The 18648-nt window shown below is 58.9% G+C and carries 12 protein-coding genes; 4 read left to right on the top strand and 8 right to left on the bottom strand.

Annotated features, from left to right (window positions below; genetic code table 11):
- Positions 1–183: 183 nt before the first annotated feature.
- The 3 genes from A9G06_RS12515 (at position 184) to A9G06_RS12505 (ending at position 2109) form a co-directional block, all read left to right on the top strand.
- The gene (locus tag A9G06_RS12515; protein WP_069555456.1) at positions 184–477 is read left to right on the top strand and encodes a hypothetical protein; all 294 of its coding nucleotides are present in this window, start codon (positions 184–186) and stop codon (positions 475–477) included.
- A 221-nt stretch (positions 478–698) separates the two neighbouring features.
- On the top strand, positions 699–1667 hold the full coding sequence (locus A9G06_RS12510; RefSeq protein WP_069555455.1) for a nucleoside hydrolase: 969 nt from the start codon (positions 699–701) through the stop codon (positions 1665–1667).
- Positions 1668–1773: 106 nt separating this feature from the next.
- Positions 1774–2109, top strand: a complete 336-nt coding sequence (locus A9G06_RS12505) for a DUF3634 family protein (protein WP_005353195.1) — start codon at positions 1774–1776, stop codon at positions 2107–2109.
- An 88-nt stretch (positions 2110–2197) separates the two neighbouring features.
- Here the strand turns inward: A9G06_RS12505 and A9G06_RS12500 are convergent, their stop codons facing one another.
- On the bottom strand, positions 2198–3403 hold the full coding sequence (locus A9G06_RS12500; protein WP_064336474.1) for a cytochrome c: 1206 nt from the start codon (positions 3401–3403) through the stop codon (positions 2198–2200).
- On the bottom strand, positions 3400–5325 hold the full coding sequence (locus tag A9G06_RS12495) for an FAD/NAD(P)-binding protein (RefSeq protein WP_043821315.1): 1926 nt from the start codon (positions 5323–5325) through the stop codon (positions 3400–3402). The genes A9G06_RS12500 and A9G06_RS12495 overlap by 4 nt, the downstream gene beginning before the upstream one ends.
- 367 nt (positions 5326–5692) lie before the next feature.
- Between A9G06_RS12495 and A9G06_RS12490 the strand changes: the two genes are divergently transcribed.
- Positions 5693–6067, top strand: a complete 375-nt coding sequence (locus A9G06_RS12490) for a DUF805 domain-containing protein (protein WP_005337730.1) — start codon at positions 5693–5695, stop codon at positions 6065–6067.
- A gap of 82 nt (positions 6068–6149) precedes the next feature.
- Here A9G06_RS12490 and A9G06_RS12485 read toward each other — a convergent pair whose 3' ends face one another.
- The 6 genes from A9G06_RS12485 to A9G06_RS12460 form a co-directional block, all read right to left on the bottom strand.
- On the bottom strand, positions 6150–7253 hold the full coding sequence (locus A9G06_RS12485; RefSeq protein WP_069555454.1) for a YdcF family protein: 1104 nt from the start codon (positions 7251–7253) through the stop codon (positions 6150–6152).
- A gap of 321 nt (positions 7254–7574) precedes the next feature.
- Complete coding sequence (locus A9G06_RS12480; RefSeq protein ID WP_069555453.1) at positions 7575–8327, bottom strand: DNA/RNA non-specific endonuclease; 753 nt, start codon at positions 8325–8327, stop codon at positions 7575–7577.
- 233 nt (positions 8328–8560) lie between these two features.
- Positions 8561–10453: a PTS fructose transporter subunit EIIC gene (locus A9G06_RS12475; RefSeq protein ID WP_069555452.1), complete on the bottom strand. Its 1893-nt coding sequence runs from the start codon at positions 10451–10453 to the stop codon at positions 8561–8563.
- Between the two features lie 442 nt (positions 10454–10895).
- A complete protein-coding gene (locus A9G06_RS12470; RefSeq protein ID WP_069555451.1) occupies positions 10896–13334 on the bottom strand; it encodes a GH92 family glycosyl hydrolase in 2439 nt (812 codons plus the stop codon).
- Positions 13335–13638: 304 nt separating this feature from the next.
- Positions 13639–16161, bottom strand: coding sequence for a GH92 family glycosyl hydrolase (locus A9G06_RS12465; protein ID WP_069555450.1), 2523 nt, complete (start codon positions 16159–16161; stop codon positions 13639–13641).
- 61 nt (positions 16162–16222) lie between these two features.
- Positions 16223–18625 (bottom strand): GH92 family glycosyl hydrolase, encoded by a 2403-nt coding sequence (locus A9G06_RS12460; RefSeq protein ID WP_069555449.1) that lies wholly within the window; start codon positions 18623–18625, stop codon positions 16223–16225.
- Positions 18626–18648 lie beyond the last annotated feature (23 nt).

Here is an 18648-nt window from a genome sequence, read left to right as displayed (position 1 = left end):
GATTAGTCGGTCTGAATCTAGCTGTTTGTTACCGGAATGTAAAGCTGGCAAGCTGTCTGCCGTTCACCACAAGCCAGACGCAAGAGAGAACTGTGTGTCTCCCCACACTTTTGTGGTTTGCTCGTTGGTGGCTTATCTAATAAGGGGTAGTTTTTGGCTATTAACCTACACGGAGAGAGCACTATGACCAGGGAACTGAACAGCTTGTTGGCCCGGCTTGAAGATGTGGTTGAGCGGATGCCGGATTGCTTCAACACCTACGAATTCGCCCAGAAGCTGGCACTGCAATATCAGCCGGAGTTCTTTGCCGCGGGCCACTCTCTGGCCGAGCACGAGGGCAAAGTACTGCGGGTGTTGCACCAGAAGATCGCCGAGGCGCTGGCGGGTAGCGAGATGGTGATTGAAGGGGCTCTGCTCCCCTGCATCACCCCCTGGGGGGAGAAGGCGACCTCACCGCGCTGGCATCGCAAGCACTGAGGGTCGTAGTCAGGCAGATCACTGCCAGATAGCAGATAACGAACAACGATAAAGGGCGCGGCGCTGGCAACAGGGCCGCGTTTTTTTATGCTAATTGTCGCCAGCAGCGCCACCGCTGCCGGGAGCAAAGGCCCGGTCTGTGATCCCATGCCGGGATACGGGGCCGTCAGCCGGGTAGACTCTCCCTTTTGTCGCAGGGTTTGTCACCGTAGGAATTTCTCATGACCCATAAAATCATTCTGGATACCGATCCGGGTATCGACGATGCCATGGCCATCCTGTTTGCCGAGGCCCACCCCGCCATCGAGCTGCTCGCCATTACCACTGTTTTTGGTAACGCCACCATCGACAATGGCACCCGCAACGCCCTCTGGCTCAAGCAGAAGTACGGCATGAAGGCGGATGTGGCCAAAGGCGCGGCTGCCCCGCTGCTGCGCGAGCCGGTCGGCCCCACCACCATAGTCCACGGCCCGAGCGGCTTTGGCGACATGGAGGCGGGGGAGGTGACTATCGCTCCGGATCCTCGCCCCGCTTGGCAATATATTGTCGAGGCGGTGAAAGCCGCGCCGGGGGAGATCACCCTGGTCACTATCGGCCCGCTCACCAATCTGGCGCTGGCGCTACAACAGGCGCCCGAGATTGTCTCTCTGGTGAAACAGGTGGTAGTGATGGGCGGCGCCTTTGGCGTCAACGGCCATCGCGGCAACGTCACCCCCTATGCCGAGGCCAATATCCACGACGATCCCGATGCCGCCGACCGGGTTTTTACCGCAGACTGGCCGGTGGTGATCATCGGGCTGGACGTGACCCAGCAGAGCTTCTTCAGCGGCGACTATCTCGATGCGCTGCGCGACGAGGCGGGGGAGCCGGGCCGCTTCGTGTGGGATGTCAGCCGCTTCTATCTGCGCTTCTACTCCGAGAAGCTGGGGCTCTCCGGTTGCCATGTCCACGACCCGTCCGCCATCGCCTATGTGATTGATCCGACCCTCTTTACCCTGCGCGAAGGGCCGGTGCGGGTTATCACCAGCGGCCCGGCCATCGGCCACACCCTGCAAAAGTTCGATGGCAAACGCCACTCCCACGATGACTGGGCAGCCTATCGTCCGCAGCAGGTCGGGGTGGCGGTGCGCGATGAAGCCTTGCTGGCGCTCTATCGCGAGACGCTGGTGGGCTGGGGCAAGGATTGCTGAGCAAAGGGGCGGTATTACGTTGAGGCGGGGGCTGTGATCGGCGCCAAACAATCGGAGCGCACGGCCGCTTATACTGCCTTATATCAAGAGCTTGGGAGGGATGAAGATGGCCTGGATTTCCTTGATAGTGGCGATTGCGCTGATCTGGTGGTTGATGAAGCTGGGGCGTGGTGCCCTGTTCGAGATCCGTCTTGCACCCGGCAAGGTAGTGGTCAAGCAGGGCAAGGTGTCACCCGCCTTTATTGAGCATGCCAAGCAGATCCTGCGCCACGACACGGTGCGCGGTCGCATTGTGGGGCAGCGTGATGGCGATGGCGTCAAGCTGATCTTCTCCCGATCTATCCCCGAGCCGGTGGCCCAGCGGTTTCGCAATATCTTCCCCTATGGCGATTACCGCCAGCCAACGGCGCCACTGCCGGGGCCAAAATCCCGAAAGGGATAAGCACCGGAACGTGGTTAATCGATAGCAAACGGGCCTCCAGTGGAGGCCCGTTTTTTATGGCACTTGGCCAAGAGAGAGCTGACAGCCCTTACTCCTTGCCGTGCAGCTCGCGCTGGGCCTTGACCGCTGCCGCCTTGACGGCGGTGCCTTCATTGCCCCAGGAGGCGCGCAGGGTGTTGACCAGCTCGGCGAGCCGCTCGTCATCCATGGTCCAGCCATAGCCCGGCATGTGGTAACCCAGATGGTCGTGGGTGACCGGTGTTTCGGCGCCGTGCAGCAGCACGTTGATCAGGCTCGACGGATCGCTTGCCAGCACGGTGCGGTTGTTGACCAGCGAGGGGATGACGTGGTCATTGCCCTGGCCGTTGACCCCGTGACAGGTGGAGCAGTACATGGCGTAGTCCGCCTTGCCGCTGGCACTGGCGTAGGCGCGGGCCCCTTTCTCCGCCACCGGTTCATCTTTCAGATCGGTCAGATAGGTGGCGATGCTGGCCAGATCGGCGTCGCTGAAATACTGGCTGCTGTGAGTGATCACTTCCCCCATGGGGCCCGCGACCGCTTCATGTTGGCTTCGGCCGGTTTTCAGCAGGTCGATCAGCGCCTGCTTGCTGTAACGGCTGCCGCGAATGTCGGGGGCATACCAGCCATCCAGCGCCGCCCCGCTCAGGTAGACGGGATCCGCCTCGGTCAGCGCTTTCTCCTGCATGCCAAGCCCGCGCGGGGTGTGGCAGCTGCCGCAGTGACCGGCACCCTGCACCAGATAGGCGCCGCGGTTCCACTCTTCGCTCTTGCCCGCCACCGGGGTGAAGCGGCTGTCATCGTGGTAGACCCAATTCCAGCCCATCAGCGGCCAGCGCATGTTGAGGGGCCAGGGGATGTCGCTCTCCTTGTTGGCGATGGCCAGCGGTTGCACCTCCTTCATCAGGTAGTGATAGAGATCTTCAAGATCTTTATCGCTCATCTTGGCGTAGGCGGTGTAGGGCATGGCCGGATAGAGGCGATGCCCATCGCGGGCCACCCCTTCGCGCATCACCTTGATGAACTCCGGCAGGCTGTAGTTGCCGATACCGTGGGTCTTGTCCGGGGTGATGTTGGTGGCAAATACGGTGCCGATGGGGGTCGGGAACCCTTTGCCGCCCGCCAGCGGCTTGCTGGTTTCGCTGGTGTGACAGGCGGCGCAATCGCCCAGCTTGGCCACGTATTCGCCTGCCGACATGGCGGGGGCTGCGTTGGCGGCAAGGGCGGGCAGGGCCAGCAGCAGGGCGCTGGCGGTCAGTGACAGGGCGCGGCTCATTGGGCACCTCCCTTGCTCATGGCAACCAGCTCGTTGACGGCGCGCCACGCTTCGTCGATGGCGGCGTGGGCGTAGGGGCTCCAGCCTGCATCCGAGTTGGCGATGGTGATGTTGCCGATCGGCTGGCGACCCAGTTCAATCCATTTTTCGCACTGCGCTTCGTCATCAAACAGGGTGTTGGTGACATAGGAGTAGCCGTGAGACCAGCGGTTGACCGTGATGGCGAGGATGTCCTGCTCATGGTTGAAACCGGCGCTGCCGAGCATCCCCTGCAACTGCTCGCGGATCATCTGCTCATGCTGCTCGAACGGCATGCCGAGGATCATGGCGCGCCCCTTGCGAGACTGCTCGCGGGCCGAGAGGCCGCTGCCCGGCAGGGTCGGCACATAGACCATGTGCAGGCACATCGGCTGATCCGGGCTCTTGGGATGCTCGTAGCCACCCATGCTGACCGGATAGTCGAGCTTGACCCGGCTGTAGGGTGCGGCGGGGGAGTAGACCTCGTGTACCCCCAGCTTGACGAAGGCTTGCCAGTTCTTGATCACCACCTTGGTGTAGACCAGCGGCGCCTTGGCATTCTGGCGCAGCGCCTCCTTCTGGGGCTCCGGCATCTCGGGCACCATGTAGGGGATCATCATGTTGTAGCCAGCCATGATCGACTGCTTGGCCCGCACCCGGTGCAGTTTCCCCTCCTTGATATAGGTGACATCCACCGCCAGCTTGCCGTCGGCGAGGCGCACGTTTTTGGCCTGCAACGCCGTGCTGCCAAGGCGCAGCTGCACCTTGTGCTCAGGCAGGTCGAGCTTGCTGTAGTCAAACTTGGCCAGCACCACATCCTGCATGGTGTGACCCGGCGCCACCTGCGGAATGAGCTTGCGCACCATCAGGCGGGTGAGACCGGCGTTGCCATCGGGGAAGTGGAAGATGTAGGGGTCGTCCAGCTCCGCCTGCTCCTCGGCATCCAGCGGCGTCAGATTGAGGCCGTCGAACCCCGGCAAGGCGCAGAGGCGCGCATCGGCGCAGGCGGTGGCGTCGATGCCGACCGCCTGGAAGTCGTTGGTGCGCTGCTGGAAGTAAGTGATCGCCCGCTCGCTCAGGCCCACTTTATCGCGCAGGAAGGTGGTATAGCTGTTGCGGGTTACCCACTCATCCTGCTGCTCGCGGGTCATGCCGCTCAGGTAGTCGATCTTCGATTCGTGCAGGGCCAACAGGGCGGCCTTGTCGGCATCATCGAGGGGGAAGTCACCGATAAACTCTGCCAGCGGACGACCGTTCAGGCGATCGCGCGGGATATCGTCCGCCACGTTGTGGCCCGGATCCCCGTTCACTATCTTGTTGACGCCAAAGTGCTTCTCGTCGAAATAAACGCCGCGGCTCAGCCCCAGATCCGGATAGAAGGTCTGCTGGAAACCGGCGGCCAGCTCGTCGATGTTGACCTCCAGCGCCTTGAGCAGACCGAGCGCCACCGGGCTGTAGACCGAACGCGGTGATTGCAGGGACTCACTGCCGCCGTAACCCAGACGCAGGCCATCGGGGGTGGTGAACTCGTTGCGCTTGGCGTGGCCGCCAAAGTCGTCGTGGTTGTCGAGTAGCAGGATCTTCTTATCCGCGCCGAGCAGTTGCTGATAGAAGCAGGCTGCGGCCAGACCGCTGATCCCGGCGCCGACGATCACCAGATCGTACTCTCCCTCAAGGGGGATATTGGCGAAGTCATATTGCTTGCCGTCACGGGCGATGCTGTGGGCCGGTTCGAAGGAGCCCGGGTGGTTGCCGCGCAGCCCGGTGAGGGCGGGCGGGTAGGCCAGGGTTTTATCCGCCAGCGTGCTGCCGCCTTCGGCAGCCTTGAGCAGATTGATGGGAGCGACGCCTGCCGCAATGGTGATGGCAACGCCGTTGAGAAAATCTCTGCGTGTAATACTCATGGCTATCCCTGTGTTAGGAGAAGTAATGAATAAGTGGATTCATTATGGGAGGGAGACACAGATCCTGTTCAGGATTGGGCGCCGAATCTACCGCTATCCTCACGCTGAGTCCATACGATTGCTAATGGATTATTAAGCACCATTTTCCTGCTTGTGACGAGAGTGATGCGCTGATGGGGGGGATTTTCCCTGTTGCAGGGCAAATTATCTTCCGGCTTAGTCGGTCAATGATTGCCGCAGCTGATTAGTTTGGGAGGCGTTCGGGCATCATTGTCGACTCGGGGGGATGATCGCGCTAAGCTCTTAACTACTTGTTTTATCGACTCTCTTTTTTATTCATAGGCATACAGGCCACTCAGGAGGCGCAATGAACTGGTACATCTCGGTCCTCAAGCAATATGCGGTATTCAGCGGGCGGGCCCGTCGCACCGAATACTGGATGTTCGTGCTGTGCAACGTCATCGTCATGCTGCTGCTCGGCATGGTGGACAAGCTGATTGGCGGCGACAATGAGCTGATCAGCTCCATCTATTCGCTGGCGGTGCTGCTGCCATCGCTGGCGGTGGCGGCCCGTCGTCTGCACGATACCGACCGCAGCGCTTGGTGGCTGCTGCTCGGGCTTATCCCCATTATCGGCACCCTGGTGCTTATCTACTTTATGGTCTGCAACGGTCAGCAGGGGCCAAACCGCTTCGGTGACGATCCCAAAGCGGCCCCCTCACAGGGCTTTATCGTCAGCTAACGGGCGCGGCTTGGCCAATCATCGGTCAATAAAAAGAGAGGGAGGCATGATGCCTCTCTCTCTTTTTCGTGTTGATGGCCGATCAACGCTCGATCAGCGGGGCAGAGCGGTAGCTCCACATGCCGTAGGTGCGCAGGGCGTCGCGGTAGATGCCGAGCAGCTCGCTCTCGCTCGGGGTGGCCAGCACCTCGAGGGGTTTGTCGGGGTAGCTGACGCTCGCCACCTTGATGTTGGCCGGGCCAATCTGGTCGCAGGCGATTTCCAGCACCGTCTGGCCGCGACGCACATGGCTGGCGGAGCTTACCAGCACCGCATAGTCAATCTGGTGGCGGGCGAGGGCATAGGCGCTGTAGAGGGCGTTATCCACCGTGCTGGTGGCGTAGTTCTCTTCAATCAGGCGGCTGCGGTCGATGCCATGGTTGGCCAGCCAGTCGGCCATCAGCTTGCCCTCGGTCTGGTGGTTCTGGGGCACACCGCCGGTCAGGATGATCAGCGCTTCCGGGTCAGCTTTGGCCAGCTCAAGGGTGGTTTGCAGACGGCCCAGCAGGATCTTGTCCATGCTGCCGTCGGGATTGAGGGCGTAGCCCAGGGTGACGATGGCGCGCTTGCCCTCCTGGGTGGCCTTGACCTGATCCCCGGTCAGTTCGGTCTGCAGCGGGGCGGCGGTGATCCGCTGCACCCGGGCGATGATCTCCTCCAGATCGGCGGCGCGGCCACTGTTGCGATCCGCCACTTTCGCCAGATAGCTGCGGGAGGCATCCTTGTTGCCCTTCACCAGCTGCCAGATGGCGAGATAGCTGTTGATGTCGAGATCATCGGGGGCGACGGCCTGCGCCTGCTCCAGCAAGGTGATGGCGCGGCTCAGGTTGCCGTTGTAGATCTGGGCGTTGGCCGCCGAGATGAGCAGGTCGGTGCGGTAGGGTTCCAGCTGGTAGGCGGCCAGCAGCCGCTCGGTCACCAGCTCCATATTGCTCGGCATCTTGGCGGTAAAACCGGCGTGGGAGATCTTGGCTGGCGACTTGTAGATCTGCAGCGCTTCGCCGAGCAGCATGTCCACCGCCTGGCGTTTGCTGACCAGGGTATTGAGGTCGTGCTCCATCTGCATCGAGCTCTCGGCCGCTTGCAGGGCGAGGGGCGAGAGCGCCAGCAGGCCGCCGAGGGTGAGGGCAAGTAGGGTCTGTTTCATCAAAAGGTCCTCTGTCGGGCTGAATCGCGCTGTGGGCTCCGGTTTGCGGGCCGATGGGATAAGGCAAATGTGCGTCAATTCAGTCTGTTAGTGCCAAAGAGAGGGCAATATACCAGCTAACGGTGCGGCAAACTGTGAGTCGGGGCGAGTCGTCGGGTGATGCCACACCTGTGGCCGCAAAAGTGGCCGCAACGGATCAGCTGCCATCTGAAAAGGGCAGGGGGAGCGTGACTCCCCCTGCTGGGAGGGGCGTTGGCCCCTCCCTCTATCGCGATTCAAGAGAGATGGGGAGTCAATCCATCTGTTGGCGAGTGTTCGCAGTCAGTTCCACATCGGGGAGATGCGGGCTTCCAGCGTCTCTTGCTGCTCTTCGGGCATATCGCTGAAGAAGTTGAGCTGGGTCTGCTCTTCCACCTCGCGTACCGAGACCCGGTAGTCGGCGATCTGGCTGATGGGCACCTCTTCCTGCGGCATGATAAAGGCGATGGCCTGCAGTCTGGCCGGGTCCATCACGATCTTGTAGTAGGCGCTCGGGATCGCCACACCCTGACCGATGGACTCTTCAGAGCCGGTAAAGATGGGGCCGGTGATCACCTGCACATCCTTGCGGGAGACCGCCCACTTGTTCACCTTGTCCTCCAGCACGCGCCACGCCTTCTGGTTGAGCACCCCGATCTGCGGCGTCATGTTGCTCAGCAGGAAGCTCTCTTTCATAGTGTTCTTGTTCGATTTCATGTCCCCCGCCGGGGCCTGATGGCCACGGTCGTAGCCCGAGCCCTTGTAGTCGGAGAGGGTGGCGCGGTAGGCGACCGGGATTTCCCTGTCCTCGGCGAAGGCATCCTTGCGCGGCACTGTGCCCTGTGCGCTCTGGGCGGTCATCCGGTAGGAGACCCAGTTCGCCACCTTGTAGTCGTAGTTGTAGCCGACCGCATACCCTTCACGGCAGAGCTTCTGATCCGATTCGGAGGGGAGGCCAAAGCGCACGTGCTGGCCGCATTCCCAATGGGCGGCCAGCAAGGGGGTGGCAGTGAGGGTGAGGGTAACAGCCAGAACCAATTTATTGATTTTTATCATTTTTGTGATGCTCCAGTTTAGTAGGCGGAGCCATTTGACATGAGATCTGACCAGCGCTTCAATTGCTGTTTTTTTACACGTCACCGTTCTGTGACGGCTCGCCAAGATCCGTGATGTGACTGGTTAATATGTTTTAAATCAGTGGCTTGGTCGGTGGGATGATGTGCGGTTGCTCGGCAGGCAACTAAAAGGGGCCCGTGATGGGCCCCTTGTGATGAGCTGTCTGACTGCTATCAGGCGGCGTTTGCCTTGTTGCCCAGCGTGCGGGCCAGCAGTGCTTCCGGATTGTGAATCGCCTCCTTGGTCTTCACATCGATGACCTCGATATTGGTGAAGCGCTCGCGGTTCTTGATAGCCACGTCGTGGGCGAAGATGACGCAGCGGGCGTTTGCGACATCCTTGGCGGTAATGCGGTTGATGATGCCGTTGGCGCCCTGGGTCTCGACCTTGATCTTGATCCCCTGTTGGGCAGCGGCCTTCTGCAGGCTCTTGGCGGCCAGGAAGGTGTGGGCCACGCCAGACGGGCAGGCAGTGATGGCCAGTACGTCTGCTTCCCCTTCCGCTTCAATGACTTCGAAGCTGGTTTGGGTGGTGGTCACGTCATCTTCTTCGCTCACTGGCTTTTTCAGCAGGTTGACGATGATGGCAGTGGTCAGGGCGCCGAGGATGGTACCCAGGATGTAGCCCATCTTGCCTTCAACAACCGGCAGGACAATCCAGCCACCCCAGGGGGCGTGGTTGATACTGTGCATCATGAAGCCGGTGATGTTGCCGACGATACCGCCTGCGACGATGGCCGGGATAACACGCATGGGGTCAGCGGCGGCAAACGGAATGGCACCTTCACTGATACCGATCATGCCCATGATGGCGGCCGCTTTACCGGATTCACGCTCCTCTTTCTTGTAACGCTTCGGAGACATGAAGGTCGCCAGTGCCATACCCAGCGGCGGCACACAGATGGCGATACCGACACCACCCATCAGCCAGGGCTGGGTGTTGACCTGAGTCTGGGCAAACAGGGTAGCAACCTTGTTGACCGGGCCACCCATATCGAAGGCAGTCATACCACCCAGAATGGCGCCCAGCATCACTTTACCTGAGCCCGCCATGCTGGAGAGCCAGTGGTTCATCCCTTCCATCATGGCGGCGATCGGGGCACCGATCCCCCACATCACGATGCCACACACCAGGAAGGTACCGATCAGCGGATAGATGAAGATGGAACCAAGGGAGGTCATGGAGTCAGGCAGCTTGATCCGTTTGAGCTGATTGACCACGAAACCTGCGATAAAGCCCACCAGAATGGCGCCAAGGAAACCGGTTTGATAGTGCTGAACGGCAATCCAGGAGCCGATCATGCCAGGCGCCAGGCCAGGCTTGTCAGCCAGCGAGTAGGCGATGTAGCCACCCAGTACGGCAGTAAACAGAGTCAGACCGGCGATACCCATGGTGGCCATGTCTTTGAGGAAGCCCGCTTCCGGCACGGCGCCCTTGCCGCTCATCATCACTGACAGGGAGAGCAGCACACCACCGGCCACGATGAAGGGGATCATGTGGGAAGTACCAAACAGCAGGTGCTGCTTCATGGTATTGAGGCGATCCTTGAAGGTGGGCTCTTCGGGCTCAGTCGGTGCAGTGGCAGCCGGTTTGGCGGCTGGCGCCGGTTTTTCCGCTTTCGGTCCTTGCTTGAGCAGGGTCAGGGCTTGTTCGACAGTGGTGACCGCTTTCATCTGCTCGATAAAGCCCGGCTCCAGCAGACGGGTAGAGAGCTCCGCCAGCACTTCGATGTGGTGGTTGGCGCCGCCATCCGGGGAGGCGATCATGAAGATCAGCTGGGTCGGCTTGCCATCTTCGGCGCCGTACTCGATACCCTGACGGCTGACACCGATGGCAATGGCCGGACGGCTGACAGCCTTGCTCTTGGCGTGGGGCAGGGCGACCCCCTGCTCGAAGCCGGTGCAGTCCAGCTGCTCGCGGGCCCAGATATCCTTGACGAATTGCTGTTGATCAGACACGGCGCCATCGCGCGCCAGCATCTGTGCCATCTCGTCGAACAGGGCCTCCTTGCTGGTGGCCTCCAACTCCAGGCAGATGAGTCTGCCGTTGGTCATGGTGGGTAACATCTCACTCTCCTTCCCTGTAAGGGCTAAGTCATGCGTTGCGAATTGGGCTCATTATTGCCCTCACGGGTAGGGTTGGACAGGCGATGAATGTAGCAATAACTGGATTTTTGTTGCATGGTTTTGCTGGTGTGATCCAGCTCGCAAAGTGTTGAGCTTCAACTCAATAGTTGTTTTTGTTTAATTCATGGCGGGATGTGACAGCGGTCAAGGTATGACAGAAAAACCCTTGTAATGGGATTTACCGCCATTTTTTGCGGTTTATTGCCCGATTTAAGGCTGATTTGAGAAAAACGGGTTAATGGCTGAACCAGGGCTTCCCACTGGAAAATAAAATGGCCCAGCGCTAATTGGATTTTATCAATCCATCTGGCGTGGGCCGTCGGGTATCACAAAGTGTCATTTTCAAGTTGTGTGCTGAATGTCACTTCAATGCTATCGATCGTTACTTTTGTGGCGGGGTATCGCCCATCACGAAGTGGAGGTTGCCCCCCGGTACAAACTCCTTGTGCTCGAAGAAGAGACCATCCTTGAGCGGTTTGCCATTGATGGTGACCGACTGGACATAGCGGTTCTTGGCGCTGTTGTTATCGGCGATGATGGTGAAGGTTCCCCCCTTGACCGGGATGGTCGCTTTGGCAAATAGCGGGCGGCCAATAGTGTAAACGGGGTCTGCCGCATTCACCTGATAGAAGCCAAGTGCTGACATCACATACCAGGCAGACATGGAGCCCACATCCTCGTTGCCTATGATGCCTGCCGGGGTGTTCGAGTACATGGTGTCGAGGATGTAGTCGACCGTCTCCTGAGTTTTCCACGGCTCCGATGTCCAGTTGTAGAGGTAGGGAATATGGTGGGAGGGTTCATTGCCGAAGGCTACCTGACCCATCATCCCGGTCATGTCAGCGGTCTCCGACCCCTGACTCTCGGCGGCGAAGGTGGCGTCCAGATTCTGCTTGAATGCCTCTTCTCCGCCCATCGCGGTTTTCAGCCCCTTGATGTCATGGGGCACAAACCAGGTCCACTGCCAGGCGTTGCCCTCGGTATAGTTGCCGGTCTCATGCTCGGTGCCATAGGGATCAAATGGCGTCATGAAGGAGCCATCGATCATCACCGGACGCATGAAACCGGTCACCCCGTACTGGGCGTATTCGGCCGCATTGTGATCGAAGTAGCGCTGGTAGCCGTTCGAGCGGGCCAGATAGCGCGCCTCTGCGGCCTTGTTGCCGGCCGCCTTGGCGATCTGGGCGATGGCCCAGTCATAGAAGGCGTTTTCCAGACCGTAGGAGACTGACTCGAGAGTGTAGTCAGCGAAGACGGGCTGACCGTCGATCCGCTGCACTGCCGGGGCGAAGCCGTTCTTCTCGATGTAATCGATGTGGTTGGTCAGGGTCTTGTCCAGCACCGCCTTGTCCCACTCGGTCGCCAGCATGGGGTAGTTGGTATAGGTGGAGGAGTCGATGGCGGCCGTGAGCGCCAAATTTTTCTCCTGCGCGGTGAAGGCATCGGGGTATTTGGTGGTGGCGTCGGCAATCACCACTACTGCCGGATAGCCCACCATGGTGCCTGTCTCATCCCCCAGATGCTCCCACTTGGGCAGCAGGCCGCTCTCCAGATACTTCTGGATCAGGTTCTTGGCATATTGCACGGCGCGGGTGGGTTCGGTGATGGTCTTGAGCGGGTGCAGCGCCCGCTGGGTGTCCCACAGGGAGTAGACCGAGAAGTTGGGCTGCTCTTCGCTCGCCTGACCATAGTAAATCGAGTAGCTGCCTTCCCCCTTGGCCTGCGCTCCTTTGCCCATGCCGCGGTAGTTGCCATCCACATCCTGATGGACGATGGGGGCGATCTTGGTGTGGTAGAGGGCGGTGTAGAAGATCTCGTGTTGCTCCTTGCTGCCCCCCTCGATGGTGAAATTGAGGGCGTTGGCCCACTTCTCGCGGGCGTTGGCGCGGGCCTCGTCAAACGAAACATCCCCTTCGGCTTGGTAGTTGTTCCGTGCGCCCGTGGCATCAACCGCCGAGAGGGCGACTTTGGCGTTCAGTTGGGCGGAACCGCCTTCTTCAAATTCGACGTAGGCGGTGACATCCGCTTTGGATTTGGCCTTGTGCTCGGCGCTCAACCCCTCAACCGGCACACCACCAGCGAGGAGGTAGACCCCTTTGATCTTCTTGTCGAAGGTCGCATGGAAGAAGATCTTCTGGTTTTTCGCCCAGCCGGAGAAGTGGGTGGCATCCCGCTCGCCGGTGATGGTGTAGCCATCTTCGCTGATGGTGAGTTTGTTGCGCAGCGAACTCGCTCCCCAGTCGCTGTTGAGGATCGAGTTCAAATCGATCTTCAGTCGTTGGGGTTGCCCCTGCGGATAGGTGTAGCGGTGAAAGCCCACCCGCTCGGAGGCGGTCAGCTCGGCCTTGATGCCATTCTCGGCGATGCGCACCGCATAGTAGCCTGGCTCGGCCTGTTCGGATTTTTTGTCCATTTTGACCGAGATGGCTTTGCGGTAATCATCGCTCTGCTCGATGTATTTGGATTTATCTTCGGTAAAGGGCAGGAACAGAATATCCCCCAGTCCCCCCATGCCGGTACCTGAGAGATGGGTGTGGGAAAAACCGAACAGGGTATCTTTGTCGAAGTGATAGCCGGAGGAGGAGTGCCAGCCGATCAACTCGGTATCCGGCGAGAGTTGCACCATGCCCTCTGGTACCACAGGGCCGGGAAAGGTGTGACCGTTAAAGCCAGTGCCAACGAATGGGTTCACATATTGCAACACATTGGTTGGCGTTGGCTTTTGATCGTCGTTATCGGTGCTGCTGTTATCTGAATCGCAGCCGGATAACATGGCCAGGGTGCTGGTCAGGGTAATGGCCAGAATATTTTTCTTGAACATATAGAACGGCTCCATCGGGTAGGGGGTGAGCAGTCAGAATTTATTTTTTGATGCCGGAGTGGTGCCTGCGCAATATCAAGGAGCAGCACTGTCAATCCGGCGAGCGCTATTATTCCCATGGCTCCTGTTTCATCGACAGAGTAAAAAAGTGTCATTCACTAGACTTTTGTGACAAGGCTGTCTGTTTGTGATCCGCGTATCATGTGATGCAGCACGTCATATTTTTTGAGTGTTCTTGTGAATCGACCAAAAAAAGGCCCAAAGGAAGCTTTGGGCCTGAACATATATTGGCAATCAATGATGGTTATTTATTATCTGAGCGGGTCGGTTTTTGCGCCGTCATGATAAATTTCAACTCACCACCTGCCCGAATATCGCTGTGGTTGAATGTCAGGTTTTCCCCCAACGGTTTGCCATTGATGGTGACCGATTCCACATAGATATTTTGGGGGCCATTGTTTTCGGCGCTCACGGTGAATTTCCCGCCATCAATATCCATCGTCACCTTGTCAAACAGTGGTCGACCTATGGTGTAGACCGGGACTCCCGGCGTGACCTGATAGAAGCCAAGCGCACTCATGATGTACCAGGCGGACATTTGCCCCACGTCCTCATTGCCAATCAGCCCGGTGGTGGTCGGGTGGAAGAAGCTGCGTACCGCCTGATCCACATACTCCTGGGTTTTCCACGGCTCCTTGGTCCAGTTATAGAGGTAGGGAACATGGTGATCCGGTTCGTTCCCCATCACGAACTGCCCGATATAGCCGGTCATATCCCCCTGCGAGGTATCGGCGTTGGAGTTGGCGGTGAAGAGGGCATCCAGATTCTTCCTGAATTTCTCCTCGCCACCCATTACCTCTTTGAGCCCCTCGATATCGTGGGGAACAAACCAGCTCCACTGCCAGGTGTTGCCTTCGGTAAAGTCCTGCCCCCGGTGCTCGGCACGATAGGGCCAGAAGGTGTCATAACGGCTGCTGTCGTTGATGTCGCAACCTGGTGGGGGCGTGACCGGGTTGCCGTTTTTATCGATGGCGCAGGAGGGGTAGTTGTTGACCCAGCTGCCATCGTAATTTTTGGGGCGCATAAAGCCGGTCGCGCCATATTTGCCATATTGCGCCGGGTTGTAGTCAAAATAGGCGCGCCAGGTGGTGGCCCGGGCCAGATAGCGGTTTTCCGCGGATTTGTCGCCAGCCAGGCGGGCCAGCTGGGCGATGCACCAGTCATAGTAGGCATTCTCGACGCCGTACGAGACGGATTCGTTGACCAGCTCATCGTACTTGTCCTGGGCCATGCCGCCCTCTTCCGGTTTGTATTTGACGTTGGCCGGAACATAGCCGTGCTGCTCGGCATACTGACCGTGACGGGTCATCACGGTGAAGCGCTTGTCACCGTTCCAGGGATCCTGATAGGGCACCCAGCTTTTGGTCAGCTCGAGGTCAAAATTGGCGGAGACGTTGGCCGCCTGCAATGCCAGCTTTATCTCTTCCGTCGTGAATGCATCCGGATATTTGACGATGACATCGGCGATGATGGAGACCGCCGGGTAGCCGACCATCTCGCCGGTATAATCGGAGTGCAGCTCCCACTTCGGCATGATGCCGCCGGTTTTATATTTGTTGAGCAGATCGTGCACATAGTCGATGGATCGCTCTTTTTCGATGATGGTCTTCAATGGGTGGGCGGCGCGGAAGGTGTCCCACATGGAGTAGACCGAATAGTTGGTAAAGCCCGGCTTGGCCTGATGCACCTTGCCATCCATTCCGCGATATTGACCATCCACATCCTGATAGACGAAGGGGGCGATGTAGGTGCGATAGAGCGAGGTATAAAACATCGTCTTGTCGGCATCGCTGCCACCCTCCAGGGTGAACTTATTGAGCACTTTCGCCCATGCCTGTTTGCTCTCCTGCACCACCTGATCGAAGCGGTAGCCATGTTCATCGGCGCGAAGGTTGGCCATGGCCCCCTCTATACCGGTGCCCGAGATAGCCATCTTCATGGTGATGGGCTGTTCCCCTTTGGCAAAGTTGAGTTGGGTCACCACATCCCGTACCCGGGGTCTGGTTTCGCCATACCCGATGTAATCGGCCAACCCCACCTCGGTGTCGTTGCTCAACTTGCCATCGACATAGAGGGTCTGCTCCACGAAGGGTTCGGAAAACTCGGCGTAGAAAAAGACCGTCTGCCACTGCCCCCACTCGTTGCTGGTTCTGGCTCCGGCAATGGCGTTGTCGCTCACCCGCTTGAAGTAAATATTGCGGGAGTGGTTGCCATACTGCTCCAGCAGCTCGTGCTGCAGATCGAGCTGGACTTTGCGATCTTCACCCGCCGGATAGCTGTAACGGTGGAAGGCGACCCGCTGGGTGGCAGTGAGTTCGGCCTTGATGCCGGTCTCCACCAGATCCGCTTTGTAATAGCCCACCTCCGACAGTTCGCCAGGCTTGTTGATGGTGACCGGGTCGGTATTGTTGCCGGTGAAGGGCAAGAAGGCGAAATCATTGAGATCCCCCTTGCCTGCCCCCGAGATATGGGTGTTGCTGAAGCCGGAAAGCTTGGCCAGATGGTGGTGATAGTCGGAAGGGGATCCCTTGCCATTCCAGTTGGCCGGATTCCAGTTGTCCGGGCCCGGCTGGATCATCCCTTCCGGCATGACAGGGGCCGGATTGACATTGCCCAGCCCATCGGTGCCGATCAGCGGATCGACATATTGCAGCACCTGCAGGGCATTGTCGGGGCGGCCATTGTCAGTAGTCTCATCGTTTGTGTTGCAGCCATAAAGGCCAAGCAGGGCGGTCACCATGATGGCCAGCTTGTGGGGTTTGAACATCGTTGTTCCTCAATTCCGGATATGAAAACGCGGCAAGCCGGGTGGCTTGCCGCTTGTAGAGTTACGGGGTCGGTTGCTGGTTGGTCATCACAAAACGCAGCTCACCACCGGGGCGGATCTCGCTGTGGGCGAAGGTGTTGTACTGGTTGAGTGGCTTGCCATTGATGGTGACCTCTTTGACATAGAGGTTGTCCGGGCTGTTGTTCTGCGCTACCACGTTGAACTGACCGTCGGGCAGGTTGATGGTGACCTTGTCAAAGATGGGACGACCGATGGTGTAGGTCGGGTCGCCCGGGGAGATTTGATAAAAGCCCATGGCGCTCATGATGTACCAGGCCGACATCTGCCCGACGTCTTCATTGCCGATCAGGCCATCCGGGGTGGTTTTGTAGAACTCCTTGTAGACCCGGTCGAGGTACTCCTGCGCTTTCCAGGGCTGGGCGGTGCGGTTGTAGAGATAGATGACGTGGTGGGAGGGCTCGTTACCGTGGATGTACTGCCCGATGTACCCCGTCATGTCCTGATGTGCCTCGCCCCCGTTGGGGTCGGCGTTGAACAGGTTGTTGAGCTTGTCGTTCAGCCCCTGCTGGCCGCCCATGATCTCGGTCAGCTTGTCGAGATCCTGCATGAAGGACCACTGCCACTGCCAGGCGTTGCCCTCGGTGTAGTAGAAGGCATCCGACTTGTAGGGATCGAAATCGGCCGCCGCGTATTTCAGGGCGCACGGGTCGCCATTTTTCAGCTCGGTCGGCACGAAGAAGCCTTTGCCATCGGCATTGCCAGCCTGGGGATCCCAATGTTTGAGCGAGTTGTAGGAGCGCGCCTTGAACTCTTGATAGGTAGTCATGTCGCCCGCGGCTTTCGCCATCTCGGCGATGGTCCAGTCGTAGAAAGAGAACTCCAGCGAGTAGGAGACCGAGTTCCAGTTGGGATAACGGACGCACTGCTCTTTCTCGTGATAGCTGAGCTGACCGGCCATCAGCGAGCTCAGAATGTCGTCATGGATCTGCGGGTAATCGGCAGGCCGGTAGTGTGCCGATTTGACCGAGGCTTGCAGTGCCTCTTGCGCATCGATCAGCTCCTTGGTGACCGCATCGGCGAGGATGGCCGCCGAGGGGTAGCCAATCATGGTGCCGGTTTCCGAGCCGTGGCCTTCCCACTTGGGCAGCAGGCCGAACTCCACGTTGGATTTGCGGATCAAATCCTTGGCGTAGAGCGTGGCTTGCGGCGGATCCATGATGGTCCACATGGGGTGAACGGCGCGGAAGGTATCCCAGGTCGAGTAGATGGAGTAGTTGGGGGTATCGCCAGGTTGCAGGGTGCGCAGGGTGCCCTGCATATCAAGATACTTGCCATCCACATCGTAGAGCTCGATGGGGGCAATCATCATGTGGTAGAGGGCGGTGTAGAAGTTGGTCTTCTCGGTCTGAGTGCCTCCCTCCGCGCGGATCTTGGTCAGTTTGTCGGCCCAGGCATATTCGGCCTCGGCTTTCACTTTGGCAAAATCAAAGGTGGGGGTTTCGGCCTCCAGATTCTTCTGTGCTCCTTGCCAGCTCACCGCCGAGATGCCGACCCGGATCTCGATCGGTTGGCCACCCTGACCAAAATTGAGGTAGGCGGTCAGGTCATCCCCTTGATAGACGCTGTTGGGGCGCATCTCCCGGGTCGGCATCTTGTCCTGCTCGCCCAGCATGGCCTTGGCCACGGGCTGGTTGAATTTGGCGTAGAAGAAGATGTTCTGGCCCTGATGGTTCTGGCCCTGGAACCAGCCCGTGGAGGTTTTGCGGCCACGCAGGGTGTACTCATCCACCACTTCGATTTTGTTTTTCAGTGACTGGCCGTTGTTGTTGAGCAGAGTGTGGCCCAGATCGAATTTCACATTCCGATCCGCCCCCTTGGCAAAGGTGTACTTGTGCAAACCGACCCGTTTGGTGGTGGTTAGCTCAACCTCAATCTCCCCCTTGTTCAGTCTGGTTTTGTAATAACCGGCGCTGGCGTGCTCATTGGTTTTGTCAAAGGCGTTTATTTGGGCGTCGGCCATATCGGCGTAGGGCAGTACCAGAATGTCGCCCAGATCGGTGGCGCCGGTGCCGGAGAGATGGGTATGGGAGAAGCCGTAGAGCGGCACATCGGTCGCGACGATCTCGCCCGTGAGGTAATTGGAAGAGTCCCAGTAGCCGGAGGCGGAGTGCCAGGGGTTGAGCCCGCTCTCATGATCGGTGCTGGAGCCAATAAAGGTATCCGGCGAGAGCTGCACCATGCCGGCAGGGCGGGTGGCACCGGGGAAAGTGTGGCCGGATGCGGCGGTGCCTATCATGGGGTCAACGTATTTCAGTACCGACAGATCGACAACCGGAGTTACCGGTTTCTCGATAGCGGTAGACTCGCTCTCACTGTTGCAACCGGCGATGCCACCGGTCAGTGCGGCAATCACCGCAAGAGAAAGAAGATTGCACTTGAACATGGTCATTCCATTTTTGAGTGGTG

The organism is Aeromonas sp. DNP9 (genome assembly GCF_001728955.1).
Lineage (GTDB): Bacteria > Pseudomonadota > Gammaproteobacteria > Enterobacterales > Aeromonadaceae > Aeromonas > Aeromonas veronii.
This window is presented reverse-complemented; position numbering and strand designations above follow the sequence as displayed.

Excerpts from the sequence above, each read along its gene's own strand:
- A9G06_RS12515 (WP_069555456.1), top strand. The coding sequence starts at position 184 with ATGACCAGGGAACTGAACAGCTTGTTGGCCCGGCTTGAAGATGTGGTT.
- A9G06_RS12510 (WP_069555455.1), top strand. The coding sequence starts at position 699 with ATGACCCATAAAATCATTCTGGATACCGATCCGGGTATCGACGATGCC.
- A9G06_RS12505 (WP_005353195.1), top strand. The coding sequence starts at position 1,774 with ATGGCCTGGATTTCCTTGATAGTGGCGATTGCGCTGATCTGGTGGTTG.
- A9G06_RS12500 (WP_064336474.1), bottom strand. The coding sequence starts at position 3,403 with ATGAGCCGCGCCCTGTCACTGACCGCCAGCGCCCTGCTGCTGGCCCTG.
- A9G06_RS12495 (WP_043821315.1), bottom strand. The coding sequence starts at position 5,325 with ATGAGTATTACACGCAGAGATTTTCTCAACGGCGTTGCCATCACCATT.
- A9G06_RS12490 (WP_005337730.1), top strand. The coding sequence starts at position 5,693 with ATGAACTGGTACATCTCGGTCCTCAAGCAATATGCGGTATTCAGCGGG.
- A9G06_RS12485 (WP_069555454.1), bottom strand. The coding sequence starts at position 7,253 with ATGAAACAGACCCTACTTGCCCTCACCCTCGGCGGCCTGCTGGCGCTC.
- A9G06_RS12480 (WP_069555453.1), bottom strand. The coding sequence starts at position 8,327 with ATGATAAAAATCAATAAATTGGTTCTGGCTGTTACCCTCACCCTCACT.
- A9G06_RS12475 (WP_069555452.1), bottom strand. The coding sequence starts at position 10,453 with ATGTTACCCACCATGACCAACGGCAGACTCATCTGCCTGGAGTTGGAG.
- A9G06_RS12470 (WP_069555451.1), bottom strand. The coding sequence starts at position 13,334 with ATGTTCAAGAAAAATATTCTGGCCATTACCCTGACCAGCACCCTGGCC.
- A9G06_RS12465 (WP_069555450.1), bottom strand. The coding sequence starts at position 16,161 with ATGTTCAAACCCCACAAGCTGGCCATCATGGTGACCGCCCTGCTTGGC.
- A9G06_RS12460 (WP_069555449.1), bottom strand. The coding sequence starts at position 18,625 with ATGTTCAAGTGCAATCTTCTTTCTCTTGCGGTGATTGCCGCACTGACC.